The organism is Apilactobacillus kunkeei, assembly GCF_001308195.1.
In the GTDB taxonomy this organism is placed as follows: Bacteria; Bacillota; Bacilli; order Lactobacillales; family Lactobacillaceae; genus Apilactobacillus; species Apilactobacillus kunkeei_C.
Window position 1 is genome coordinate 1 of record NZ_JXDF01000011.1, and the last position, 20,664, is coordinate 20,664.

The following is a 20,664-nucleotide window of genomic DNA, read 5'->3' on the forward strand; positions in this document are numbered from 1 at the left end:
ATTTACCTCTCATATGATTCTTTGCTTCTTTGGGCCTATAGCTCAGTTGGTTTAGAGCGCACGCCTGATAAGCGTGAGGTCGGAGGTTCGAGTCCCCCTAGGCCCATCGACCTCACAGGGGTCACAATCATATTTATATTTATGGGGAATTAGCTCAGCTGGGAGAGCACCTGCTTTGCAAGCAGGAGGTCAGCGGTTCGATCCCGCTATTCTCCATTGACACGTAAGTGTCATACTTGGTTCTTTGAAAACTAGATATTATTTAATTTCTATATTGAATTTGTATAAAAATACAATTTCAACCGAGAACACCGCGTTATTTTGAGTTTTAAAATATTAGTTTATTCGTAAATACTCAACTAACCAAACATCACGTAGTGATGAAATAGGTTAAGTTATGAAGGGCGCATGGTGGATGCCTTGGCACTAGGAGCCGATGAAGGACGGGACTAACACCGATATGCTTCGGGGAGCTGTACGTAAGCTTTGATCCGGAGATTTCCGAATGAGGAAACTCGATAATCTTAATCGATTATCACCAGCTAGAGAATACATATCTAGTTTGGGGGCAGACGTGGGGAACTGAAACATCTAAGTACCCACAGGAAGAGAAAGAAATTTCGATTCCCTAAGTAGCGGCGAGCGAACGGGGAACAGCTCAAACCAAAGAGCTTGCTCTTTGGGGTTGTAGGACTGAACATTTGAGTTACCAAGTTAATTGATAGTCGAATTATCTGGGAAGTTAAGCGATACAGGGTGATAGCCCCGTAGGCGAAATCAATTAACCTCAGTTCAGGATCCTGAGTACGGCGACACACGTGAAACGTCGTCGGAATCCGGGAGGACCATCTCCCAAAGCTAAATACTCCCTAGTGACCGATAGTGAACCAGTACCGTGAGGGAAAGGTGAAAAGCACCCCGGAAGGGGAGTGAAATAGTTCCTGAAACCATGTGCCTACAAGCAGTCAGAGCCCGTTAATGGGTGATGGCGTGCCTCTTGTAGAATGAACCGGCGAGTTATGCTAACATGCAAGGTTAAGGCGAAAAGTCCGGAGCCGTAGCGAAAGCGAGTCTGAATAGGGCGTTACAGTATGTTGGGATAGACCCGAAACCAGGTGATCTACCCATGTTCAGGCTGAAAGTGCGGTAAAACGCACCGGAGGGCCGAACCCGTGTACGTTGAAAAGTGCTGGGATGAAATGTGGGTAGCGGTGAAATTCCAAACGAACTTGGAGATAGCTGGTTCTCTCCGAAATAGCTTTAGGGCTAGCCTCGGACTTAGAATCATGGAGGTAGAGCACTGTTTGGGTGAGGGGCCCGTCATGGGTTACTAAATTCAGATAAACTCCGAATACCATTGATTTATATGTCCGGGAGTCAGACGATGAGTGATAAGATCCACCGTCGAAAGGGGAACAGCCCAGACCACCAATTAAGGTCCCTAAATATATGCTGAGTGGAAAAGGATGTGGAGTTGCATAGACAACTAGGATGTTGGCTCAGAAGCAGCCACCATTTAAAGAGTGCGTAATAGCTCACTAGTCGAGTGATTCTGCGCCGAAAATTTACCGGGGCTAAGCATATTACCGAGATTGTGGACATGACGTAGTCATGTGATAGGAGAGCGTTCTAAGGGCAACGAAGGTAGACCGTAAGGACTGCTGGAGCGCTTAGAAGTGAGAATGCCGGTATGAGTAGCGAAAGAATAGTGAGAATCTATTCCACCGATTGACTAAGGTTTCCTGGGGAAGGCTCGTCCTCCCAGGGTAAGTCGGGACCTAAGCCGAGGCCTAGAGGCGTAGGCGATGGATAACAGGTTGAGATTCCTGTACTAGTTAATTATGTTTGAGCGATGGAGGGACGTAGAAGGCTAACCTGTGCGCACTGTTGGATATGTGCGTTCAAGCAGTAAGTCAGGTAATGAGTGAAATGCTTGTTACCGTGTTGACAAGCTGTGATGAGGATCGAAATAAAGTAGAGAAGTGGGCCATGTCACGCTACCGAGAAAAGCTTCTAGTGAGTAATTAACTACCCGTACCGCAAACCGACACAGGTAGTCAAGGAGAGTATCCTAAGGTGAGCGAGTGAACTCTCGTTAAGGAACTCGGCAAAATGACCCCGTAACTTCGGGAGAAGGGGTGCTGCACGCAAGTGCAGCCGCAGTGAAAAGGCTCAGGCGACTGTTTATCAAAAACACAGGTTTCTGCAAAATCGTAAGATGAAGTATAGGGGCTGACGCCTGCCCGGTGCTGGAAGGTTAAGTGGATGAGTTAGCTTCGGCGAAGCCCAGAAACGAAGCCCCAGTAAACGGCGGCCGTAACTATAACGGTCCTAAGGTAGCGAAATTCCTTGTCGGGTAAGTTCCGACCCGCACGAAAGGCGTAACGATCTGAGCACTGTCTCAACGAGAGACTCGGTGAAATTGAGATACCTGTGAAGAAGCAGGTTACCCGCGACAGGACGGAAAGACCCCATGGAGCTTTACTGTAATTTGATATTGGGTGTTGACATAGCTTGTACAGGATAGGTAGGAGCCGTGGAAACCGGGACGCTAGTTTCGGTGGAGGCATTGTTGGGATACTACCCTCGCTGTGCTAACACTCTAACCCGCACCACTTATCGTGGTGGGAGACAGTGTCTGATTGGCAGTTTGACTGGGGCGGTCGCCTCCTAAACAGTAACGGAGGCGCCCAAAGGTTCCCTCAGAATGGTTGGAAATCATTCTTCGAGTGTAAAGGCAAAAGGGAGCTTGACTGCGAGACAGACAGGTCGAGCAGGGACGAAAGTCGGGCTTAGTGATCCGGTGGTACCGTATGGAAGGGCCATCGCTCAACGGATAAAAGCTACCCTGGGGATAACAGGCTTATCTCCCCCAAGAGTTCACATCGACGGGGAGGTTTGGCACCTCGATGTCGGCTCATCGCATCCTGGGGCTGTAGTTGGTCCCAAGGGTTGGGCTGTTCGCCCATTAAAGCGGTACGCGAGCTGGGTTCAGAACGTCGTGAGACAGTTCGGTCCCTATCCGTCGCGGGCGTAGGAAATTTGAGGGGAGCTGTCTCTAGTACGAGAGGACCGAGATGGACATACCGCTGGTGTACCAGTTGTCCCGCCAGGGGCATCGCTGGGTAGCTATGTATGGATGAGATAAACGCTGAAAGCATCTAAGTGTGAAACCGACCTCAAGATGAAATTTCCCATTCCTTTATGGAAGTAAGACCCCTAAGAGATGATTAGGTAGATAGGCTAGAAGTGGAAGTGCAGTGATGTATGGAGCGGACTAGTACTAATTGGTCGAGGACTTAACCAAGTAAGGTAGTAATCGGAAGAAATAAATAATATCTAGTTTTGAGAGAACGAAGTTCTTTCAGATAAATAGTGTGGTGGCGATAGCTAGAAGGATACACCTGTTCCCATGCCGAACACAGAAGTTAAGCTTCTAAACGCCGATAGTAGTTGAGGGATCGCCCTCTGCAAGGGTAGGAAGTCGCCGCGCGAATAAAAAAGTCTTCGATGTAAATCGAAGGCTTTTTGTTAATATTGCCGTTTTAGCTCAGGAGGTAGAGCGTTTCCATGGTAAGGAAGAGGTCCCGGGTTCAAATCCCGGAAACGGCTTAATTTTAAGAAAATATCACATTAGTTAATATATATAATATCGAGTTCATTATATTGAAAATTAACGACTATATTCAAGCAGCAAAAATGATTGATATACCAATTGTTTTCGCTGCTTTTTTAATTTTACCGAAGCTTAAAGATGTTGATAATTCCTTCTTTGTCCAAGAAGAAACTATTTCAAGTATGAAAATTCTAAGAATCGCTTTGCACAACAAACATTTAGCGAGGAAATCTTAAGATTATCCGAACAAGCTTCAAAGCCAAATGATATTTTTAAATGGATCACTAAAAAATAAGCAAATTGAAGGATCTCCTAAGAAAAAATAAAAATGTTTAATGTTGATTAGGTATGGTTCTTTAAAATTAATAATAAAAAAAGACCAATCGCAATTGATTGGTCTTTTTTTGTTGGTTATTTAATTTTTCTATCAATCTTAACTTCATTAATTGGTAAGTTGGCATTTGCGATAATTGGTGAAACAGTACCATTACTAATTAATGTTAGGTGGTGCATTGCACGAGTGGCAATTGTGTAGATTGTTCCAACATAATCATCGTTTGGATAATTATCTTTAGAAACGTTCCAAGCAATGACAGAATCAAATTCTAGTCCCTTAGCTAGATAGATTGGCATGATTACCACACCCTTTGGAAGTGATCTATCTGTATCAGCTAATAGGGTTGGATTAAGTTGGTTATAGGTATGTTGATGGAGTTGTTTTGCTTCATTTAAGTTCTTGGTAACAATTGCTACGGTACCTTCATCTTTTAATTCTTGTTGGGCACTTTCAATTAAAGCATCAATACATTCTTTTTCGTTATGACGAATTAAAATCTCAGGTGATTTACCTGGACGGTTAAATGCTTCAATCTCATCACCGTTTGGTAATAGTGATTTAGCAAAGTTAGTGATTGGATAAGTTGAACGATATGATCGGTTCAAAGTAATCAATCTTGATTTCTTAGTAGCAAATGCTTCGTTTAACTTATTTAGTAATTCTTGAGGAGCCTCAACCGCCTTGAACAATGCCTGTTCACTGTCACCAATTAAGTTAATCTTGGTTTGAGGGAAAGAATGTTTGATGTAAATCAATTGGGCGATTGAGTAGTCCTGCATTTCGTCGACAAATAGATATTGCATGGTTTGGTTTTGACCGCCACCAATCATTAAATCACGCATGTATAGAAGTGGGGCAGCATCATCCAAACGAACTTGATGTAATTCGATTGAATCTGCAAAACCATCGACGTCATCGTTCCATGCATCAACATTAACATCATTTGGTAGGACCACTTGTTGCATGAAGCGTTGGTATTGAAGATATGGATCAAAAAATGAGCCGTTATACAAAGCATCATATACTTTTCTGAAATGTTCAGTCACAATTTGTTTAGCAATGAAATATCTTTCATCATCTTCATCCTGGAAACTACCTAGTTGGTGACCTTCCATGAAATCATGATATTGTTCAGAGTTAAGTTGGTCGATTGCATCATCAACCCATGGTTTATATACTTCGACTTCAATTCGTTTCTTCAAGATTTCAATCAAACGGTTCTTAGTCTTTAAGAACTTGTCAGCTGGTTTCATTTGTTTAGGTTGAGAAGCGTAAATGTCCTTAATCACATCGGCATCGAAGAAAACCTTGCCATCGATTAAGATGCTTTGAAAGGCAATGTCATCGTTGAAAACGGTATTAATATAGTTCTCAATTGATGTCATGTATTGATGACTACGTTTGAATGATTGAATTGCTTTTTCTTCATCGGTGTATGCTTGTTCGGTTTCATATTGGTCGAATAAACTTTGGACCTTCACACCTTCAAGACGGTGATCGATGAACTCTTGTAAAGTAACCTGTCTCATATTACGTTCACCTAAACTAGGTAAAACATCAGAAATATAATGTGAGAACAAACGGTTAGGGGAAAACAAAATAATTTGATCTGCCTGAAGTGAGCTTCTGCTGTGGTACAACAAGAAAGCAATTCTTTGTAGAATCGCAGAAGTCTTACCGGAACCAGCGACCCCTTGAACGACAAGTAGGTCATTGTAGGTATCTCTGATGATATCATTTTGTTCCTTTTGAATTGTTGAAACGATGTTTTGCATCACTTCATCATGTTGTTGTCCCAGCACGGATTGAAGCATTTCATCACCCACAGTTTCGTTGGTATCAAACATGTTGTTGATTTCACCATTACTAATTTGAAACTGTCGCTTCTTTTCTAGGTCGGTGCTTTGTTTACCAGCAGGGGTTTGATATGACACTTTTCCCAACGTTCCGTTGTAATAAATACTAGAGATTGGGGCACGCCAATCGTAGACTAGGAAGTTTTCATTATCGTCAACGAATGAGGCGGTGCCGATGTATAAGCTTTCGGTATCATCGTCTCCATCATCCTTGATATCAATTCGTCCAAAGTATGGTGAATCAGCTAATTTCTTGTATGTTTCAAGTTGGTTTTTAATAATTGCTTCGCTTTGGACTACCTTATTAACTAGTCCTCTTTGTTGTTGGAGGTCAGCGGAAGTTTCAATTCTATCATCGACTTCGACGTAGTTAACAGAAGTATTGTTACCGTAGTTTTGTTGAACACGTTTTGTTTCATTGTGTGCTTTTTGGTATTCAGTTTCTGTCTTGTCGATTCGTTTGTTTAATTTGGCGACAACTTTATTGACACGATTTTGTTCATTTGTAAGATCGTTATTAGCCATTTTTACCTCCTGATTTATTGTTAAATCCGTTCATTTATGCTCAATAATTCTAATTAGATTTGGGCGTCATGTCAATTAATATCCTTTTTGACATGTCAATTTAAATCCAGTAAAATATAGTTAATATTAAAGTAAGTAGCGATGTCATTTACAGAGAGATTATGTATTACTGAAAATAATCACGACTAGCGAAATGGATGAATTTATGGGATTGCACCCTTATCGCAGAGTGGCAAATGATAATACATTTGTAAGTTAGGTGGTACCGCGCTCAAGCGTCCTATTGTTTTTTTAACAATGGGGCGCTTTTTTAGAAAGGAAGTAACAAAATGGCAGATAAAAAAGTAATTCTAACTGGTGATCGACCAACTGGTAAACTACATATCGGACACTACGTTGGATCATTAAAGAACAGAGTTGCACTACAAAACTCAGGTGAATACGACACCAATATCATGATTGCGGACATGCAAGCATTAACTGATAATGCGCGTGACCCTGAAAAAATCAGAAACTCACTATTACAAGTAGCTTTGGATTACTTAGCTGTCGGAATTGACCCAGAAAAATCAACAATCCTGGTTCAATCACAAATTCCTGCACTAAACGAATTAACAATGCACTACTTAAACTTAGTTTCAGTTAACCGTTTGAAGAGAAATCCAACTGTTAAGACTGAAATTCAACAAAAGAAGTTTGGTGAAAGTGTTCCTGCTGGATTCTTTATTTACCCAGTCAGTCAAGCTGCAGATATTACTGCATTTAAGGCTGACACTGTTCCAGTTGGTGAAGACCAAGAACCAATGCTAGAACAAACTAGAGAAATTGTTAGAAGCATTAACGGTATCTATGGTAAGGACGTATTAGTTGAACCAGAAGGCTACTTCCCACCAAAGGGAATGGGTAGAATTCCTGGTTTAGATGGAAACGCTAAGATGAGTAAATCATTGAACAATGCCATCTACTTAGCAGACGATGCTGATACAATTCAAAAGAAAGTAATGTCAATGTACACTGACCCTAACCACATTCACGTGGAAGATCCTGGTCAAGTTGAAGGAAACACTGTATTTACTTACCTAGACATCTTTGCTGACGACAAGCAAAAGGTTACCGAATTAAAGGAACAATACAGACACGGTGGTCTAGGTGATGTGAAAATCAAACGTTACTTAAACGAAGTATTACAAGCTGAATTGGCACCAATCAGAGAACGTCGTGAACAATTCGAAAAGGATCCACAAGCTGTTTATGACATTCTAAAGGCTGGTAGTGATAAAGCGAATAAGGTAGCCAACCAAACCCTAGATGAAGTAAGGGATGCTATTGGTATTAATTACTTTAAATAAAAAACTATTTTAGGAGTTTAGGGTGAATCGGATGGAGAACTTAGTAATTGTTGACATCGGTTCGAATTCTGCTCGAATGTCCATCTATCGGATTGAAAATGACGGTTATTGCGTTGAACTAAAACGTAGTAAGAGTGATAGTCGTCTATCTGAAGGGATGGGGAAAGAAAAGATTCTACAACCGGTTGCAATTAATCGGACAATTAATGCTTTAAAGTCTTTCAAAAGAATTTATAGCTCAATGAATAATGCCACTGTGATTACCATTGCAACTGCTGCGGTTCGACAAGCTGAAAACCAAAAAGCTTTTATTCGCAAGGTAAGAAAGAAAGTTGGCTTAGACGTTAGAGTCCTATCAGGTCGTGAAGAAGCTTATTACGATTATTTAGGTGTCGTTAATAAGGTTAAGATGAACGACTACATGGTGATGGATATTGGTGGTGCCAGTATCGAATTGGTCCGCGTTCAAGGTAAGAAACGTCGTGACTTAATTAGTTTACCAATTGGTGCCGTTAATATTTCAGAACGTTTTAAATTGAATAACTCAGTTCACGCAGCTGACTTATTCAATGCGCAACGTTTCTTAAAGGAAAACATACATCGTGTTCCTTGGCTAAAAAAAGCTGATCACTATCAATTAGTTGTTTTGGGAGGAGCTGCTAGAAGTTTAGCGAGAATTAATCGTAGTCATCAACACTTCAAGAATTCTGATAACCTAAATGGCTATCACCTAAATCAACGCCAAGTGATGGGAACGTATGAATTACTTTTACGTAAGAACTTACACAATCGAAAAGAAATTCACGGATTAGAAAACGAGCGAGCTGATATTATACTAGGTGGTCTATTACCTCTTATTACAGTCATTGATGAAATTGATTCAAGAAGAATCGTGTTTTCAGAAGGTGGCGTAAGAGAAGGACTTATTGCTGAATATATAAAGAAGCACTATCGAAACTATTAAAGAGGTTTTTAATCCAAAGACGGGTTAAAAACCTTTTTAACTGCTTGAAATTTAAATAATGTTATCATAAATATCAGATATAAATACCGCATCCGGGGGGACTAATAATGGGAACTTTCAAACATTTCTACCATTGTAATTATGATGATAAAATGAAACTAATCAGTGAATTTGCTGGATTAGACATGAATCAAAAACATAAAATGACTAACGATTATCACCAATCAAGTGATAGTTTAGTTGAAAACTATGTAACTGATTACTCCATTCCAGAAGGAGTGGGCGTTAATTTTATGATTAATGGTACTGAAAAAATTGTTCCAATGGTAACAGAAGAACCATCCGTGATTGCGGCGGCTAGTAATGGTGCCCGCCTATTTTCCAAGGACACAGGGATTACTGCCGAAGTATTGGGGCATAATCTAATGGGCCAAATTGTTGTTAAAACACACAATACTAACCTATTGATTGGAATCGTCAATACTCATCAACAAGAAATTATTGATGTTGCAAACCAATCACATCCATCAATTCTAGAATACGGTGGCGGTGCTAAGAAGGTGCGCGTTAGAAAACTAGATGATGATTATGCATCAATTGATTTGTTTGTGAACGTAGGTGAAGCCATGGGCGCAAACATCATTAACTCAATGCTAGAAGCTACTTCTGAGTTTATCGAAGAACACGTCAGTGGGGATGTTTTGATGAGCATCCTATCTAACTACGGTGAAGATAATCTGGTGAAGGTATCCGGATCAATTCCCGTTAGCCAACTGGGTAATCCCGATACCAACGGTAGTGATGTTGCAAACAGAATTGTTGAAGCATCACATATCGCTCAAATTGATCCGTATCGTGCCGCTACCCATAACAAGGGCATCATGAATGGAATCGATGCTGTGGTAATGGCAATGGGTAACGATTGGCGTGCCGTCGAAGCTGGCATTCATTCATACGCCAGTAAAGATGGCCAATACAAGGGCCTATCCAACTGGTCAATTGATGGTGATAAGTTAGTTGGTGAGATGACCATTCCGTTATCGTTAGGTTTTATCGGAGGTGCCGTGAAGGTATTACCAAAGGTTAAAATCAACCAACAACTATCTCAAGTAACCTCAAAGGAAGAGTTAAGCCAATTGGTTGCTTCAGTTGGCTTAGCCCAAAACCTAGCAGCTTTAAAGGCCTTAGTTACCGATGGAATTCAAAAGGGCCACATGAACCTACAATTGAATTCATTAGTGATGAGTGCAGGAGCTAAGGGTGAAGAAGTAAAACAAGTGGTTTCAGAAATGAGATCCAATCATTTAAACGACTTAAAGTCAGCACAAAAAATCTTAAACCAAATTAGAAATAATAATGAAGGTGAATTTTAATGGAAATCGAATTAAATCAAGACACACAAAGTTTAATTAACGTTGTAAACAAATTTTTCCCAGGTAAAATTGAAGTTCAATTTATCGGACAACTTCAATCTGGATACGTTAGACATGATCAAGCACAAGTGGTGCAAGATGGTAAGAACCTATTTGTTCAAATCTCAGACATGTCAGCTCCTAACTACACTGCTTCACACGAACTAATTCACTTGTTGATGACACTACGTGGTTTCCCACAAGTATTCTTCTCACTATCAACTGGTCAAGACGAATTAGACGAACAACTAGAAGTGATGGGTACAGAACTATTTGATATTGTTGCTCACTTTGTGGTTGTTTCAGAACAAAGAAAACACGGCCTAATCAACGAAGACATCGAAAAGATGTACCTAAAGGGGATTCAAAACACAATTGAACCTGAACCAGAAGAATTAGATAACGCAATGGAATTACGTTTATTGACTTTAATCGACGCTCACGTATTCTACGGTGACAAGTTCGATTCATTTGCTCGTCCAACTCTGGAAAAAGACTACCCAGTTGCCCTAAAGGCTGCTGATGAAATCTACAAGATTATCACTGAAAAACCAACAGATTCACCATTTGGTTTCAGAAGAAATGTTGTTAAGTTATTCAAGGCTTTTGACGAACAATTAAAGAAGTGGGGACTACCTGCATTGCATAACTCAGAATTTGCAACTATCTCCAGTGTTGTTTCAGAAAGACAACTAAACTTAAACGTAAAACAACAATTTGAAATCTTCCATTCAGAATTACATGATAAGGAAACTGGTCGTCGTGCATACGTTGGTTTCAACAAGTCTGATGATCAAAACTCATTCGTTATTCCTGCGCCAACTGGTATGGATGACAGTCCAGAATACTTTAAGAAGTTATACGCTATGACTGTTCAAGAATTATTTAAAGAATTAAAAATGCCATACATCATTAGAAAATAAGGCAGGAGGCAATCTGATGGATAAGGAAATTCAATCATTATTTGATAATGCAAAAAACATTGTATTTTTGACAGGAGCCGGGGTATCGACAGCTTCCAACATTCCAGACTATCGTTCTAAGAATGGGTTATACGCAACTGATACAACTGGAAAACCAGCTGAATATTATTTAAGTCATGCATGTTTAGTTAATGAACCAGATGTGTTCTACACATTTGTGAAGGAAAATATGTACTATCCAGATGCCAAACCCAATGTAATTCACAAAAAACAAGCTGAACTTACCAGGAAAGGTAGAGCCAGTGTAATCACTCAAAACGTTGATGGATTATACGGTGCTGCTGACACCAAGAATTTAATTGAATTTCACGGCAATCTATACGACGTATATTGCCAAAAGTGCCGTCAAAGAGTTGACTGGCATGAATATATGCAAAGCGACAAGCACGCTGATTGTGGCGGAACACTTCGTCCAGGAATCGTGTTATACGATGAAGGTCTTAATCAAGCAAAGGTGGTTAACAGTGTTCAACTAATGGAAAAGGCAGACTTGGTAGTAATCGTTGGGACTTCCATGCGTGTCTACCCATTTGCCGGTCTATTGGATTATAGAAATCCGGGTGCCAAAGTAATTGCGGTTAACCAGGAAAAGTTAAACTTAGGAATCGATTTTACAATGATTCAAGAGGATGCAACGAAATTCTTTAGTGAATTGAAATAAGAAGGAAGATGATGGTTTAATGATAACTTTAGGAGTAACAACTTGGAGCGAACATCCAGCATTGATTAATGGTGAAGACCGTCCCGTTAAGTTAAACGAGTACGCTGCCCATTTTCCAGTCGTGGAAGTCGATAATCCGTTTTACGGCATTCCACAGGAAAAAACAGTGCGTCAATGGATGCGCCGAGTGCCAGAATCATTCCAATTTATCTTAAAAGCTAACCAATTAATGACCAAGCATGACATGCGTTCACAGATGGCTGCCGATGATGATCAGAGAAGACAGGCGTTTAATGATTACGTGAAAATGCTTCAACCTTTAATGGAAACCAGTCAATTAAAGACGGTCTTATTTCAATTTCCACCATATTTCCAACGCAATAACGACAATATTCGCTATCTAATGACCATCCGTGAATTGATGGGCAGAAAGGTGCCAATTTCAGTCGAGTTTAGAAATCCAACATGGACAGAAAAATCGATGCAAAATTCAATTAAGAATTATTTGAAACGTTTAGGGATGACCTTCGTGATTGCAGATGAACCACATAACCTAAACGACGGAATTGAGTTATTACCAATGGTGACTACTTCTAAGATGGCGATGTTAAGATTGCACGGTCGAAACGCCCAGGGATGGTTTAACCAAGACAAGAACTGGCGTAGTCAAAGAACGTTGTACAAATATAGCGAAGATGAACTAAAGCAATTCGCCGACATCGTCACTAAGTTAAACAAAGAAGTCGATGAGGTGTGTGTGATCTTTAACAACAACTCAGGTAGGGATGCCGCACCAAACGCGCTACAATTAAAAGAGATGTTGCACGTGTCATTTAACGATTTGGCACCGATGCAATTAGATTTGTTCTAAGAGCAATATTATTGACAATTCAAGTATGATATACTAATAGTTAATATTAATTACTGGTTGAAAGGATGATTTACATGGCTGATAACAATACTTTTTATGTTACAACGCCAATCTACTACCCATCAGGACGTCTACATATCGGGAACTCATACACAACTATTGCTTGTGATGCGTTAGCTCGTTACAAACGTGCTGAAGGCTTTGACGTGTTCTTCCTAACAGGAACAGATGAACACGGACTAAAAATCGAAGAAAAGGCAGAATCATTAAACACTACTCCACAAGCATATGTGGACAAGATGGCTGCACAAATTAAAGAATTATGGAAGAAATTGGACATTTCAAACGACAAGTTCATCAGAACTACTGATGCTCAACACAGAGAAGTTGTTCAAAAGATTTTCCAACAATTATTAGACCAAGGTGACATTTACCTAGGTGAATACTCTGGTTGGTACTCAGTATCAGACGAAGAATACTTCACTGAATCACAATTAGCCGAAGTATACAAAGACGATAACGGTAACGTTATTGGTGGAAAGGCTCCATCAGGACACGAAGTTGAACTAGTGAACGAAAAGTCATACTTCTTCAAGATGAGCAAGTACGCTGATTGGTTATTACAATACTACAAAGATCATCCTGATTTTATTCAACCAGAATCAAGAATGAACGAAATGATTAATAACTTTATCAAACCAGGTCTAGAAGACTTAGCTGTTTCTAGAACATCATTTAGTTGGGGAATTCCTGTTAAATCAAATCCTGAACACGTAGTTTACGTATGGATTGATGCGCTATCAAACTATATTAGTGCGTTAGGGTACGATACTGATGATGACTCACTATTCCAAAAATTCTGGCCTGCTGATGTCCACATGGTTGGTAAGGAAATCGTTAGATTCCATACTATCTACTGGCCAATTATCCTACATGCTTTAGGTTTACCATTGCCAAAACATGTTATCGGTCATGGTTGGTTAACCATGAAAGATGGTAAGATGTCTAAGTCAAAGGGTAACGTTATTTACCCAGAAGTCTTAGCCGAAAGATACGGTTTGGATGCTGTAAGATACTACTTACTAAAGGCCGTTCCATTTGGTAACGATGGTGTGTTCACACCAGAAGACTTCGTAGATCGTATCAACTATGACCTAGCAAACGACTTAGGTAACTTGTTAAACCGTACTGTTTCAATGATTAACAAGTACGAAGACGGTGTGATTCCAGAATTTAAGTCAAACTTTTTAGAGCCTGACAAGGAACTAGAAGCACTAAGCAAGGATGTTATTGCTGAATACAAGACTAAGATGGATGAATCACGCTTCTCAGATGCTTTAGCTGCTGTTTGGCAATTAGTTTCTCAAACTAACAAGTACATTGATCAAACTACACCATGGATTCTAGCTAAGAATGAAAACGATGGTGACGCTGAAAAGCTTGCTGATGTAATGGCTCATTTAGCTGCCAGCTTACGCGTGATTGGTCTATTAATTAGCCCAATTATGACCCATGCACCAAAGGAAATCTTCACTCAATTAGGTTTAGACAATCAATCAATTGATTTAACTAACATTACAATTGAAGACTTACCAACAGGTGGCAAAGTGGTTGCTAAGGGAACTCCAATCTTCCCACGTCTAGATAAGGAAGAAGAAGTTGACTTTATCAAGAACCAAATGACTAAGTCAGACAAGCAAAAAGGTCGTGCAGCCAAAGAAGAAGCCAAGAAACAAGCTCAAGTTGCTCGAGAAGGCGTTCAAAGTGCTGCTGATAAGAAAGAAATCAAGTTCGATACCTTTGAAAAAGTAGAACTAAAAGTTGCCGAAGTTAAGAATGTTGAACGTGTGGAAGGGGCAGACAAGTTATTGAAGTTTACCCTAGATGCAGGTAAGGAAGAAACTACTCAAATTCTTTCAGGAATTGCTAAGTGGTATCCTGACTTCGAAAAACTAATCGGTAAGAAAGTAATCATAGTTTCCAATTTGAAACCTAGAAAGATGCGTGGCCAATTGAGCCAAGGAATGTTACTATCTGTTGAACATGACGATGGCAACATTGAATTAGTTACAATTGGTAGCCAATTTGAAAATGGTGCCACTTTGGAATAATGGTGAGATAACAAACTAAAAAATAGCCATTAATTCAAAATGAATTGATGGCTATTTTTACGATAGGAGCAAATATAATGCAAATTTTCGATTCACATACGCATTTAAACGATGATGCTTTTAGAGGACAGGTGCCAGAATACATTGAACACGCCCAAAAGCTGGGCGTTACCAAGATGGCAATTGTTGGATCAAACCGTCAAATGAACGAAGAAGCGATTGAATTAGCGCACCAATACGATAATCTATACGCAATCGTAGGTTTCCATCCAGAAGACGCTTTGAACTATAACGACGGAGAAGAAGCCATCCTATACAAGCAACTACAAGATGACAAGGTGGTTGCTTTAGGTGAAATCGGTCTTGATTACAATCAAAGTACCGCACCCAAAAAAGCTCAGTTCAACGTGTTCAAACGTCAAATCGATATTGCCCAAGAACTAGGTATGCCTATTTCTGTGCATAACCGTGATGCCTTTGAAGATACCTACGCCATTTTAAAAGAAAAAGGCGTTAACAATGGTATCATTCATAGTTTCAATGGTGACGCTGAATCGTTAAACAAGATTATGGATTTAGGGATGTACGTCTCATATTCTGGTGTTGCCAGTTTCAAAAAGACCAAGGAAATCCATGATTCCGTTTCAAAGACACCAATCGATAGAATGCTAGTGGAAACAGATGCACCTTATCTAGCACCTGAACCATTACGTGGTCACCAAAACGAACCGGGATATACTCTATACACCGTCGAAGCTGTTGCTCGCTTTAGAGATACAACCCCAGATAAGATTGCTGATGCAACTTATCAAAACGCACTAAGAATTTTTGGATTGGATGAATAATGGAAAAAATCAAAGAAGTAATCGTGGTAGAAGGCCGCGACGATACCAAAAGAATTAAAATGGCGGTCGACTGTGACACTATCGAAACCAGGGGATCAGCAATTGACGAAAAGACACTTGCGTTGATTAAGAAACTAGACAAGCAACGTGGAGTAATTGTCTTCACTGACCCAGATTTTTCTGGTGAACGCATCAGAAAGATTATTACTCAAGAGGTACCAAATGCTAAACACGCGTTTGTCGACCGTAAAAAATCGGTACCAACCAAGAGTGATGGTTCACTAGGTGTTGAACACGCCAGCGTCGAAACCATTAGAGATGCGCTTAAAAACGTCTATACTGCAGACACTAATCACGAGAGTGAAATTTCAGTTGCTGATTTAAATGCTGCTAGGGTCATTAATGATTCCGAAGCTAAAATCAGACGTACGCAACTATGTAATGAATTAAAGATTGGATATGTTAATGGTAAACAACTATTGAAACGACTATCCATGTTTGGAATTACTAAAGAACAATTTAACGAAGCACTAAGTAATATTAAGGAGTAAACAATGCCAAATAATCCAGAAATTGCTAGCCCAGCTAGAACACAAGCAATCTTAAATCGTTTCCATCTATCAGCTAAGAAGAGTTTAGGTCAAAACTTCTTAACTGATTTAAACGTTTTAACTAAGATTGTCGATGCTGCGCATTTAACAGATACTGATAATGTAATCGAAATTGGACCAGGTATCGGTGGGTTAACCGAATTCCTAGCGCGTAGTTCAAAACGTGTTTTAGCGTTTGAAATTGACCAAAATTTACTGCCTGTATTGGATGAGACACTAAGTCCTTATGATAATGTCGAAGTGATTAACCAAGACATCCTACAAGCTAATTTACCCGCTATTATCGAAGAAAAATTCAACAATGAACGTCCAATTAAGGTTGTTGCCAACTTACCTTACTACATCACAACTCCAATCATTTTGGATTTATTGAAGGGAAATGCTGAATTCGACAACATTACCGTTATGATGCAAAAAGAAGTTGCTCAACGCCTAGAAGCCAAACCAGGTAGCAAGGATTACGGTTCACTATCAGTGATTATTCAATACCTAAATGATGTGAAACTAGCGTTTGAAGTATCAAGAAAATCATTTATCCCTGCACCAAATGTCGATTCAGCAATCGTGACTTTGGAAAGAAAAGAATCCATTCAAAACGAAGTCTTTGATGAAAAGGCATTTGCTAGTTTTGTAAGGGGATGCTTTGCTCACCGTCGAAAGACCTTATGGAATAACCTACAAGGATTATTCGGTAAGGACGCTGAAACTAAGGAAAAGGTCCAAAACGTCCTAGATGAATTCGACATTCAACCAAGCATTCGTCCTGAAAAACTAACAGTTGATCAATACGTCGATCTAACAAATAAGTTCCATTCTATAAAATTGGTATAATATTATTTGATTATTAAAAAACACTGTGATATAATTTTGATTTTTAATATTTTCCGTGGTATAATAAACCTACTAGAGAGGTGAATATTATGCCAACCAGTTTGACTGACATTAAGAGCCACTTGGACACTCGCCTAGGCGAAAAAGTTGTTGTAACTGTTCAAGTAGGAAGAAACAAAACATTAGAACGACATGGGATGTTAGCAGAAACATTCCCTGCAGTGTTTGTTGTTGAGTTAGAGGAAGATGAAAATCTTAAGAGAGTATCTTACAGCTACACTGATATTCTAACCAAGAACATCGAAATGGATTTTGCCGACGAAGTAAGTGAAGAAGCTTAAAACTAAGAGCTAATAATATTTATTAGCTCTTTTTATTTTGCACTTTTGACAAAATCCGAAAGTTTCACTGACTTTTCATTTTAACTTTAGTATAATGTTATTAAATAATTTAGTTAAATTGGGGGTGTGATACTTGAGAACCGTAGAGAAAGCATGCGCCAAACTTAACCTAGGCTTGGATACGCCGTATCGTCATAAAGACGGCAAAATTGAGTGGAATATGATAATGACCTCGATTGAATTATCTGATTACGTCGAGATTGTTACCGAAAAGGGAAACGGGATTTCCGTTCACTGTAATCGTGTGTTTTTACCACAAGATCATCGCAACTTAGCATATCAAGCAGCATTTCTACTTAAAAAGAAATTTGGAATCCAACAAAAAGTGGATATCCATATCAGAAAGAATATTCCTGTTGCTGCCGGAATGGGTGGAGGATCATCTGATGCTGCAGCTGTTATTCGAGGTCTGAATCGTCTCTGGAACCTACATATGACCGATCAAGAAATGGCAACATTCGGATTGCAACTTGATTCAGACGTTCCTTATTGTGTTTACAGTCAGACTGCGATGGTTACCGGTAAGGGTGATAACATTGAATTAATGCCAAAACTGCCAAAGATGTATTTCGTAATTGTGAAACCAAAGGTTAGTGTTTCAACACCAGAAATCTTAAACAAGATTGATTACGATAAATTAGAACATGTGAATGTTAACGAATTGGCAGCAGCGGTTGAAACGCAAGACTATGATCAAATCGTTTCTCACATGGGAAATGTATTGGAGCCATTGTCTTCAAAGCATCACAGTGAGATTAAAAAGATTAAAGAGAAGTTCGAGAAATACGGTGCTGACAGTGCCCAAATGAGCGGAACTGGACCGACTGTCTTCGGGATTTGTAAGACGGAAAGCCAAGCAAAGCACATTTTTAACAGCATTCGTGGTTTCTGTTCTGAGGTATATATTGTAAGACCTATATAAAAATATCCGTTTAGGTGAAAGTTTAAACGGATATTTTTTTATTATTTCGTTTAAAAAGTATCTTAAATCCGAACATTATGATAAAATTTAGATGTAGTTTTTACTTAATGAGGTGAAAGAATGAAAGCAAAGCGTAGTGCGCGTCTAGTAGATATGACTCGCTACTTAATGGAGAATCCTAATACGGTAGTACCATTGACTTTTTTTGCAAATCGTTATGATTCTGCTAAGTCATCTATTAGTGAAGACCTAACCATTTTACGAAAAACATTTATGGAAACAGGAACTGGTGTATTAGAAACCATTCCCGGTGCCGCTGGTGGAAGTATGTTTATGCCCGGCATTCAAAAACAAGAAGCTAGTCAATTTATTGACGAAGTTCAATCAGCATTAGCTGACAATTCAAGAGTTTTACCTGGTGGATACGTATATATGAACGACCTACTTAACCGTCCATCAATTTTGAGACAAATTGGTCGAATTATTGCGACATTGTACAGTCACAAGAAGATTGATGCTGTATTAACTGTTGCCACTAAGGGTATTCCGGTTGCACAAAGTGTTGCAACCTTATTAAACGTTCCATTCGTGATTGCTAGACATGATTCTAGAATTACTGATGGTTCAACTATCAGTGTGAACTATATTTCTGGTTCTCAAAAGAGAATCGAAAAGATGGTTCTATCAAAACGTAGTTTACCTGCTAATTCCAACGTCTTAATCGTAGATGATTTCCTACGTGGTGGGGGATCAGCCGATGGACTATGTAGTTTAATCAAAGAATTTGATAGTGAAGTTGCCGGAATTGCATTCGTTGCCGAACGTGATTACGAAGGCCAACGTAAGATTAGCGAAGATGATTACACTTCATTATTCAAGATTGATACTAATAACGGTGATATTAAAGTTGATTTAGGTAATTTTACCTACGATAACTTTAGCGACGTCACCAAGGAGGAAGAATAATGACGACTAGAAATACAATTATTTTAGCTGCCGGTAAAGGTACTCGAATGAAGTCAAAACTATACAAAGTTTTGCATCAAGTTTGTGGTCGTACAATGGTTGATTGTGTATTAACACAAGTTGAAAAAATTCATATGGATAACATTGTTACTGTTGTTGGTTTTGGTGCAGAAGACGTTAAAACTCAACTAGGTGACAGAAGCCAATATGCATTACAAGAAAAACAACTAGGAACAGGGGACGCAGTTAAAAAGACTGCCGACATTCTAGAAAATGTTGATGGATCAACAATGGTTGTTAGTGGAGACACTCCATTATTTACAGCTGAAACTTTTAATCACTTGTTTACTCAACACGAAGAAAGCGGTGCAGTTGCGACGGTACTAACTTCAAAAGCACCTAACCCATTTGGTTACGGTCGTATCGTTAGAGATGACAAGGGTAATGTTAACAAGATTGTTGAACAAAAGGATGCCTCAGTTGCCGAACAAAACATCGATGAAATCAACACTGGTGTTTACGTTTTCGATAACCATGAATTATTCGAAGCTCTAAAGAAGGTTAAAAACGATAACGCACAAGGCGAATACTACCTACCAGACGTTATTGGTATCTTCAAAGAAGAAGGTAAGAACGTTGGTGCTTACCAAATGAAGGACTTTGATGAATCAATGGGTGTAAACGATCGTATTGCACTTTCAAAGGCTAACCAAGTAATGCAACAACGCATTAACGAATACCACATGTCAAACGGTGTTACTATGCCAAACCCTAATGACACATATATCGACTTTGGTGTTGAAATTGGTCAAGATACAATCGTAGAACCTGGTGTTCACATTAGTGGTCATACCAAGATTGGTAGTGACTGTAAGATTGGTGCTAACTCAGAAATTAGAGATTGCATCATTCATGACAACGTTACTGTAACTTCATCATTACTTGAAGAATCAGAAATGATGGAAGGCTCAAACATTGGACCATACTCACATCTTCGTCCAGAAGCTAAGATTGGTGAAAATGTTCACCTTGGAAACTTCGTCGAAGTTAAAAAGGCCCAAATTGATGAAGGTACTAAGGTAGGTCACTTAACTTACGTTGGTAACGCTCATCTAGGCAAGAACATCAACGTTGGTTGTGGTGTTATCTTTGCTAACTACGATGGTAAGAACAAGCACAACACCGAAGTGGGTGATAACTCATTTATCGGAAGCAATGCTAACTTGATTGCGCCATTACACATTGATGACCACACATTTATCGCTGCTGGTTCAACTATTACTGATGACGTAAAACAATACGATATGGCGATTGCGAGACAACGTCAAACCAACAAACCAGGATATTTCAAAAAGCTTCCATATGCTGATTAAGAGATAATCCAATGATATTTTATTTATTAT

The 20,664-nt window shown here is 39.4% G+C and carries 16 protein-coding genes, 3 tRNA genes and 2 rRNA genes; 20 read left to right on the forward strand and 1 reads right to left on the reverse strand.

What is annotated here, in order from left to right; translation table 11 throughout:
* Positions 1-31: 31 nt before the first annotated feature.
* From RZ78_RS01470 to RZ78_RS01495, 6 genes are all read left to right on the forward strand, one after another.
* A tRNA-Ile gene (locus tag RZ78_RS01470) sits at positions 32-106 on the forward strand.
* Positions 107-143: 37 nt separating this feature from the next.
* Positions 144-216: transfer RNA gene (locus RZ78_RS01475), tRNA-Ala, on the forward strand.
* 172 nt (positions 217-388) lie between these two features.
* A 23S ribosomal RNA gene (locus tag RZ78_RS01480) occupies positions 389-3,307 on the forward strand.
* 69 nt (positions 3,308-3,376) lie between these two features.
* Positions 3,377-3,493: ribosomal RNA gene (gene rrf / locus RZ78_RS01485) — 5S ribosomal RNA — on the forward strand.
* A gap of 46 nt (positions 3,494-3,539) precedes the next feature.
* A tRNA-Thr gene (locus RZ78_RS01490) sits at positions 3,540-3,612 on the forward strand.
* Positions 3,613-3,666: 54 nt separating this feature from the next.
* Complete coding sequence (locus RZ78_RS01495) at positions 3,667-3,852, forward strand: hypothetical protein (RefSeq protein ID WP_054607908.1); 186 nt, start codon at positions 3,667-3,669, stop codon at positions 3,850-3,852.
* Positions 3,853-4,027: 175 nt separating this feature from the next.
* On the opposite strand, the gene helD is transcribed toward RZ78_RS01495, so the two are convergent.
* Positions 4,028-6,334 carry an RNA polymerase recycling motor HelD gene (gene helD / locus RZ78_RS01500; RefSeq protein WP_054607909.1) on the reverse strand — a complete coding sequence of 769 codons (2,307 nt, stop codon included), beginning with the start codon at positions 6,332-6,334 and terminating at the stop codon, positions 4,028-4,030.
* Positions 6,335-6,663: 329 nt separating this feature from the next.
* On the opposite strand from helD, the gene trpS reads away from it, so the two are divergent.
* The 14 genes from trpS to glmU all read left to right on the forward strand — a co-directional run bounded on the left by trpS (position 6,664) and on the right by glmU (position 20,634).
* Positions 6,664-7,683: a tryptophan--tRNA ligase gene (gene trpS, locus RZ78_RS01505; RefSeq protein ID WP_054449693.1), complete on the forward strand. Its 1,020-nt coding sequence runs from the start codon at positions 6,664-6,666 to the stop codon at positions 7,681-7,683.
* A gap of 31 nt (positions 7,684-7,714) precedes the next feature.
* Complete coding sequence (locus RZ78_RS01510) at positions 7,715-8,647, forward strand: Ppx/GppA family phosphatase (RefSeq protein WP_054607910.1); 933 nt, start codon at positions 7,715-7,717, stop codon at positions 8,645-8,647.
* Positions 8,648-8,754: 107 nt separating this feature from the next.
* Positions 8,755-10,020, forward strand: coding sequence for a hydroxymethylglutaryl-CoA reductase, degradative (locus RZ78_RS01515; RefSeq protein ID WP_054607911.1), 1,266 nt, complete (start codon positions 8,755-8,757; stop codon positions 10,018-10,020).
* The gene (locus RZ78_RS01520; protein ID WP_041152447.1) at positions 10,020-10,982 is read left to right on the forward strand and encodes a hypothetical protein; all 963 of its coding nucleotides are present in this window, start codon (positions 10,020-10,022) and stop codon (positions 10,980-10,982) included. Before RZ78_RS01515 ends, RZ78_RS01520 begins: the two co-directional genes overlap by 1 nt.
* 13 nt (positions 10,983-10,995) lie before the next feature.
* Positions 10,996-11,703: an NAD-dependent protein deacylase gene (locus tag RZ78_RS01525; protein ID WP_054607912.1), complete on the forward strand. Its 708-nt coding sequence runs from the start codon at positions 10,996-10,998 to the stop codon at positions 11,701-11,703.
* A 19-nt stretch (positions 11,704-11,722) separates the two neighbouring features.
* Positions 11,723-12,574: a DUF72 domain-containing protein gene (locus tag RZ78_RS01530; protein WP_054607913.1), complete on the forward strand. Its 852-nt coding sequence runs from the start codon at positions 11,723-11,725 to the stop codon at positions 12,572-12,574.
* A gap of 74 nt (positions 12,575-12,648) precedes the next feature.
* Entirely contained in the window at positions 12,649-14,685 is a 2,037-nt protein-coding gene (gene metG / locus RZ78_RS01535) for a methionine--tRNA ligase (RefSeq protein WP_054607914.1), read from the forward strand.
* Positions 14,686-14,762: 77 nt separating this feature from the next.
* Positions 14,763-15,530, forward strand: a complete 768-nt coding sequence (locus tag RZ78_RS01540) for a TatD family hydrolase (protein WP_054604585.1) — start codon at positions 14,763-14,765, stop codon at positions 15,528-15,530.
* Complete coding sequence (gene rnmV / locus RZ78_RS01545) at positions 15,530-16,081, forward strand: ribonuclease M5 (RefSeq protein WP_054604586.1); 552 nt, start codon at positions 15,530-15,532, stop codon at positions 16,079-16,081. Before RZ78_RS01540 ends, rnmV begins: the two co-directional genes overlap by 1 nt.
* A gap of 3 nt (positions 16,082-16,084) precedes the next feature.
* On the forward strand, positions 16,085-16,972 hold the full coding sequence (gene rsmA, locus RZ78_RS01550) for a 16S rRNA (adenine(1518)-N(6)/adenine(1519)-N(6))-dimethyltransferase RsmA (RefSeq protein WP_054607915.1): 888 nt from the start codon (positions 16,085-16,087) through the stop codon (positions 16,970-16,972).
* A gap of 89 nt (positions 16,973-17,061) precedes the next feature.
* The gene (locus RZ78_RS01555; RefSeq protein WP_054607916.1) at positions 17,062-17,313 is read left to right on the forward strand and encodes a Veg family protein; all 252 of its coding nucleotides are present in this window, start codon (positions 17,062-17,064) and stop codon (positions 17,311-17,313) included.
* 133 nt (positions 17,314-17,446) lie between these two features.
* Positions 17,447-18,295 carry a 4-(cytidine 5'-diphospho)-2-C-methyl-D-erythritol kinase gene (ispE, locus tag RZ78_RS01560; protein ID WP_054607917.1) on the forward strand — a complete coding sequence of 283 codons (849 nt, stop codon included), beginning with the start codon at positions 17,447-17,449 and terminating at the stop codon, positions 18,293-18,295.
* A 120-nt stretch (positions 18,296-18,415) separates the two neighbouring features.
* On the forward strand, positions 18,416-19,261 hold the full coding sequence (gene purR, locus RZ78_RS01565; protein ID WP_054607918.1) for a pur operon repressor: 846 nt from the start codon (positions 18,416-18,418) through the stop codon (positions 19,259-19,261).
* On the forward strand, positions 19,261-20,634 hold the full coding sequence (glmU, locus tag RZ78_RS01570; RefSeq protein ID WP_054607919.1) for a bifunctional UDP-N-acetylglucosamine diphosphorylase/glucosamine-1-phosphate N-acetyltransferase GlmU: 1,374 nt from the start codon (positions 19,261-19,263) through the stop codon (positions 20,632-20,634). Before purR ends, glmU begins: the two co-directional genes overlap by 1 nt.
* Positions 20,635-20,664: the final 30 nt, after the last annotated feature.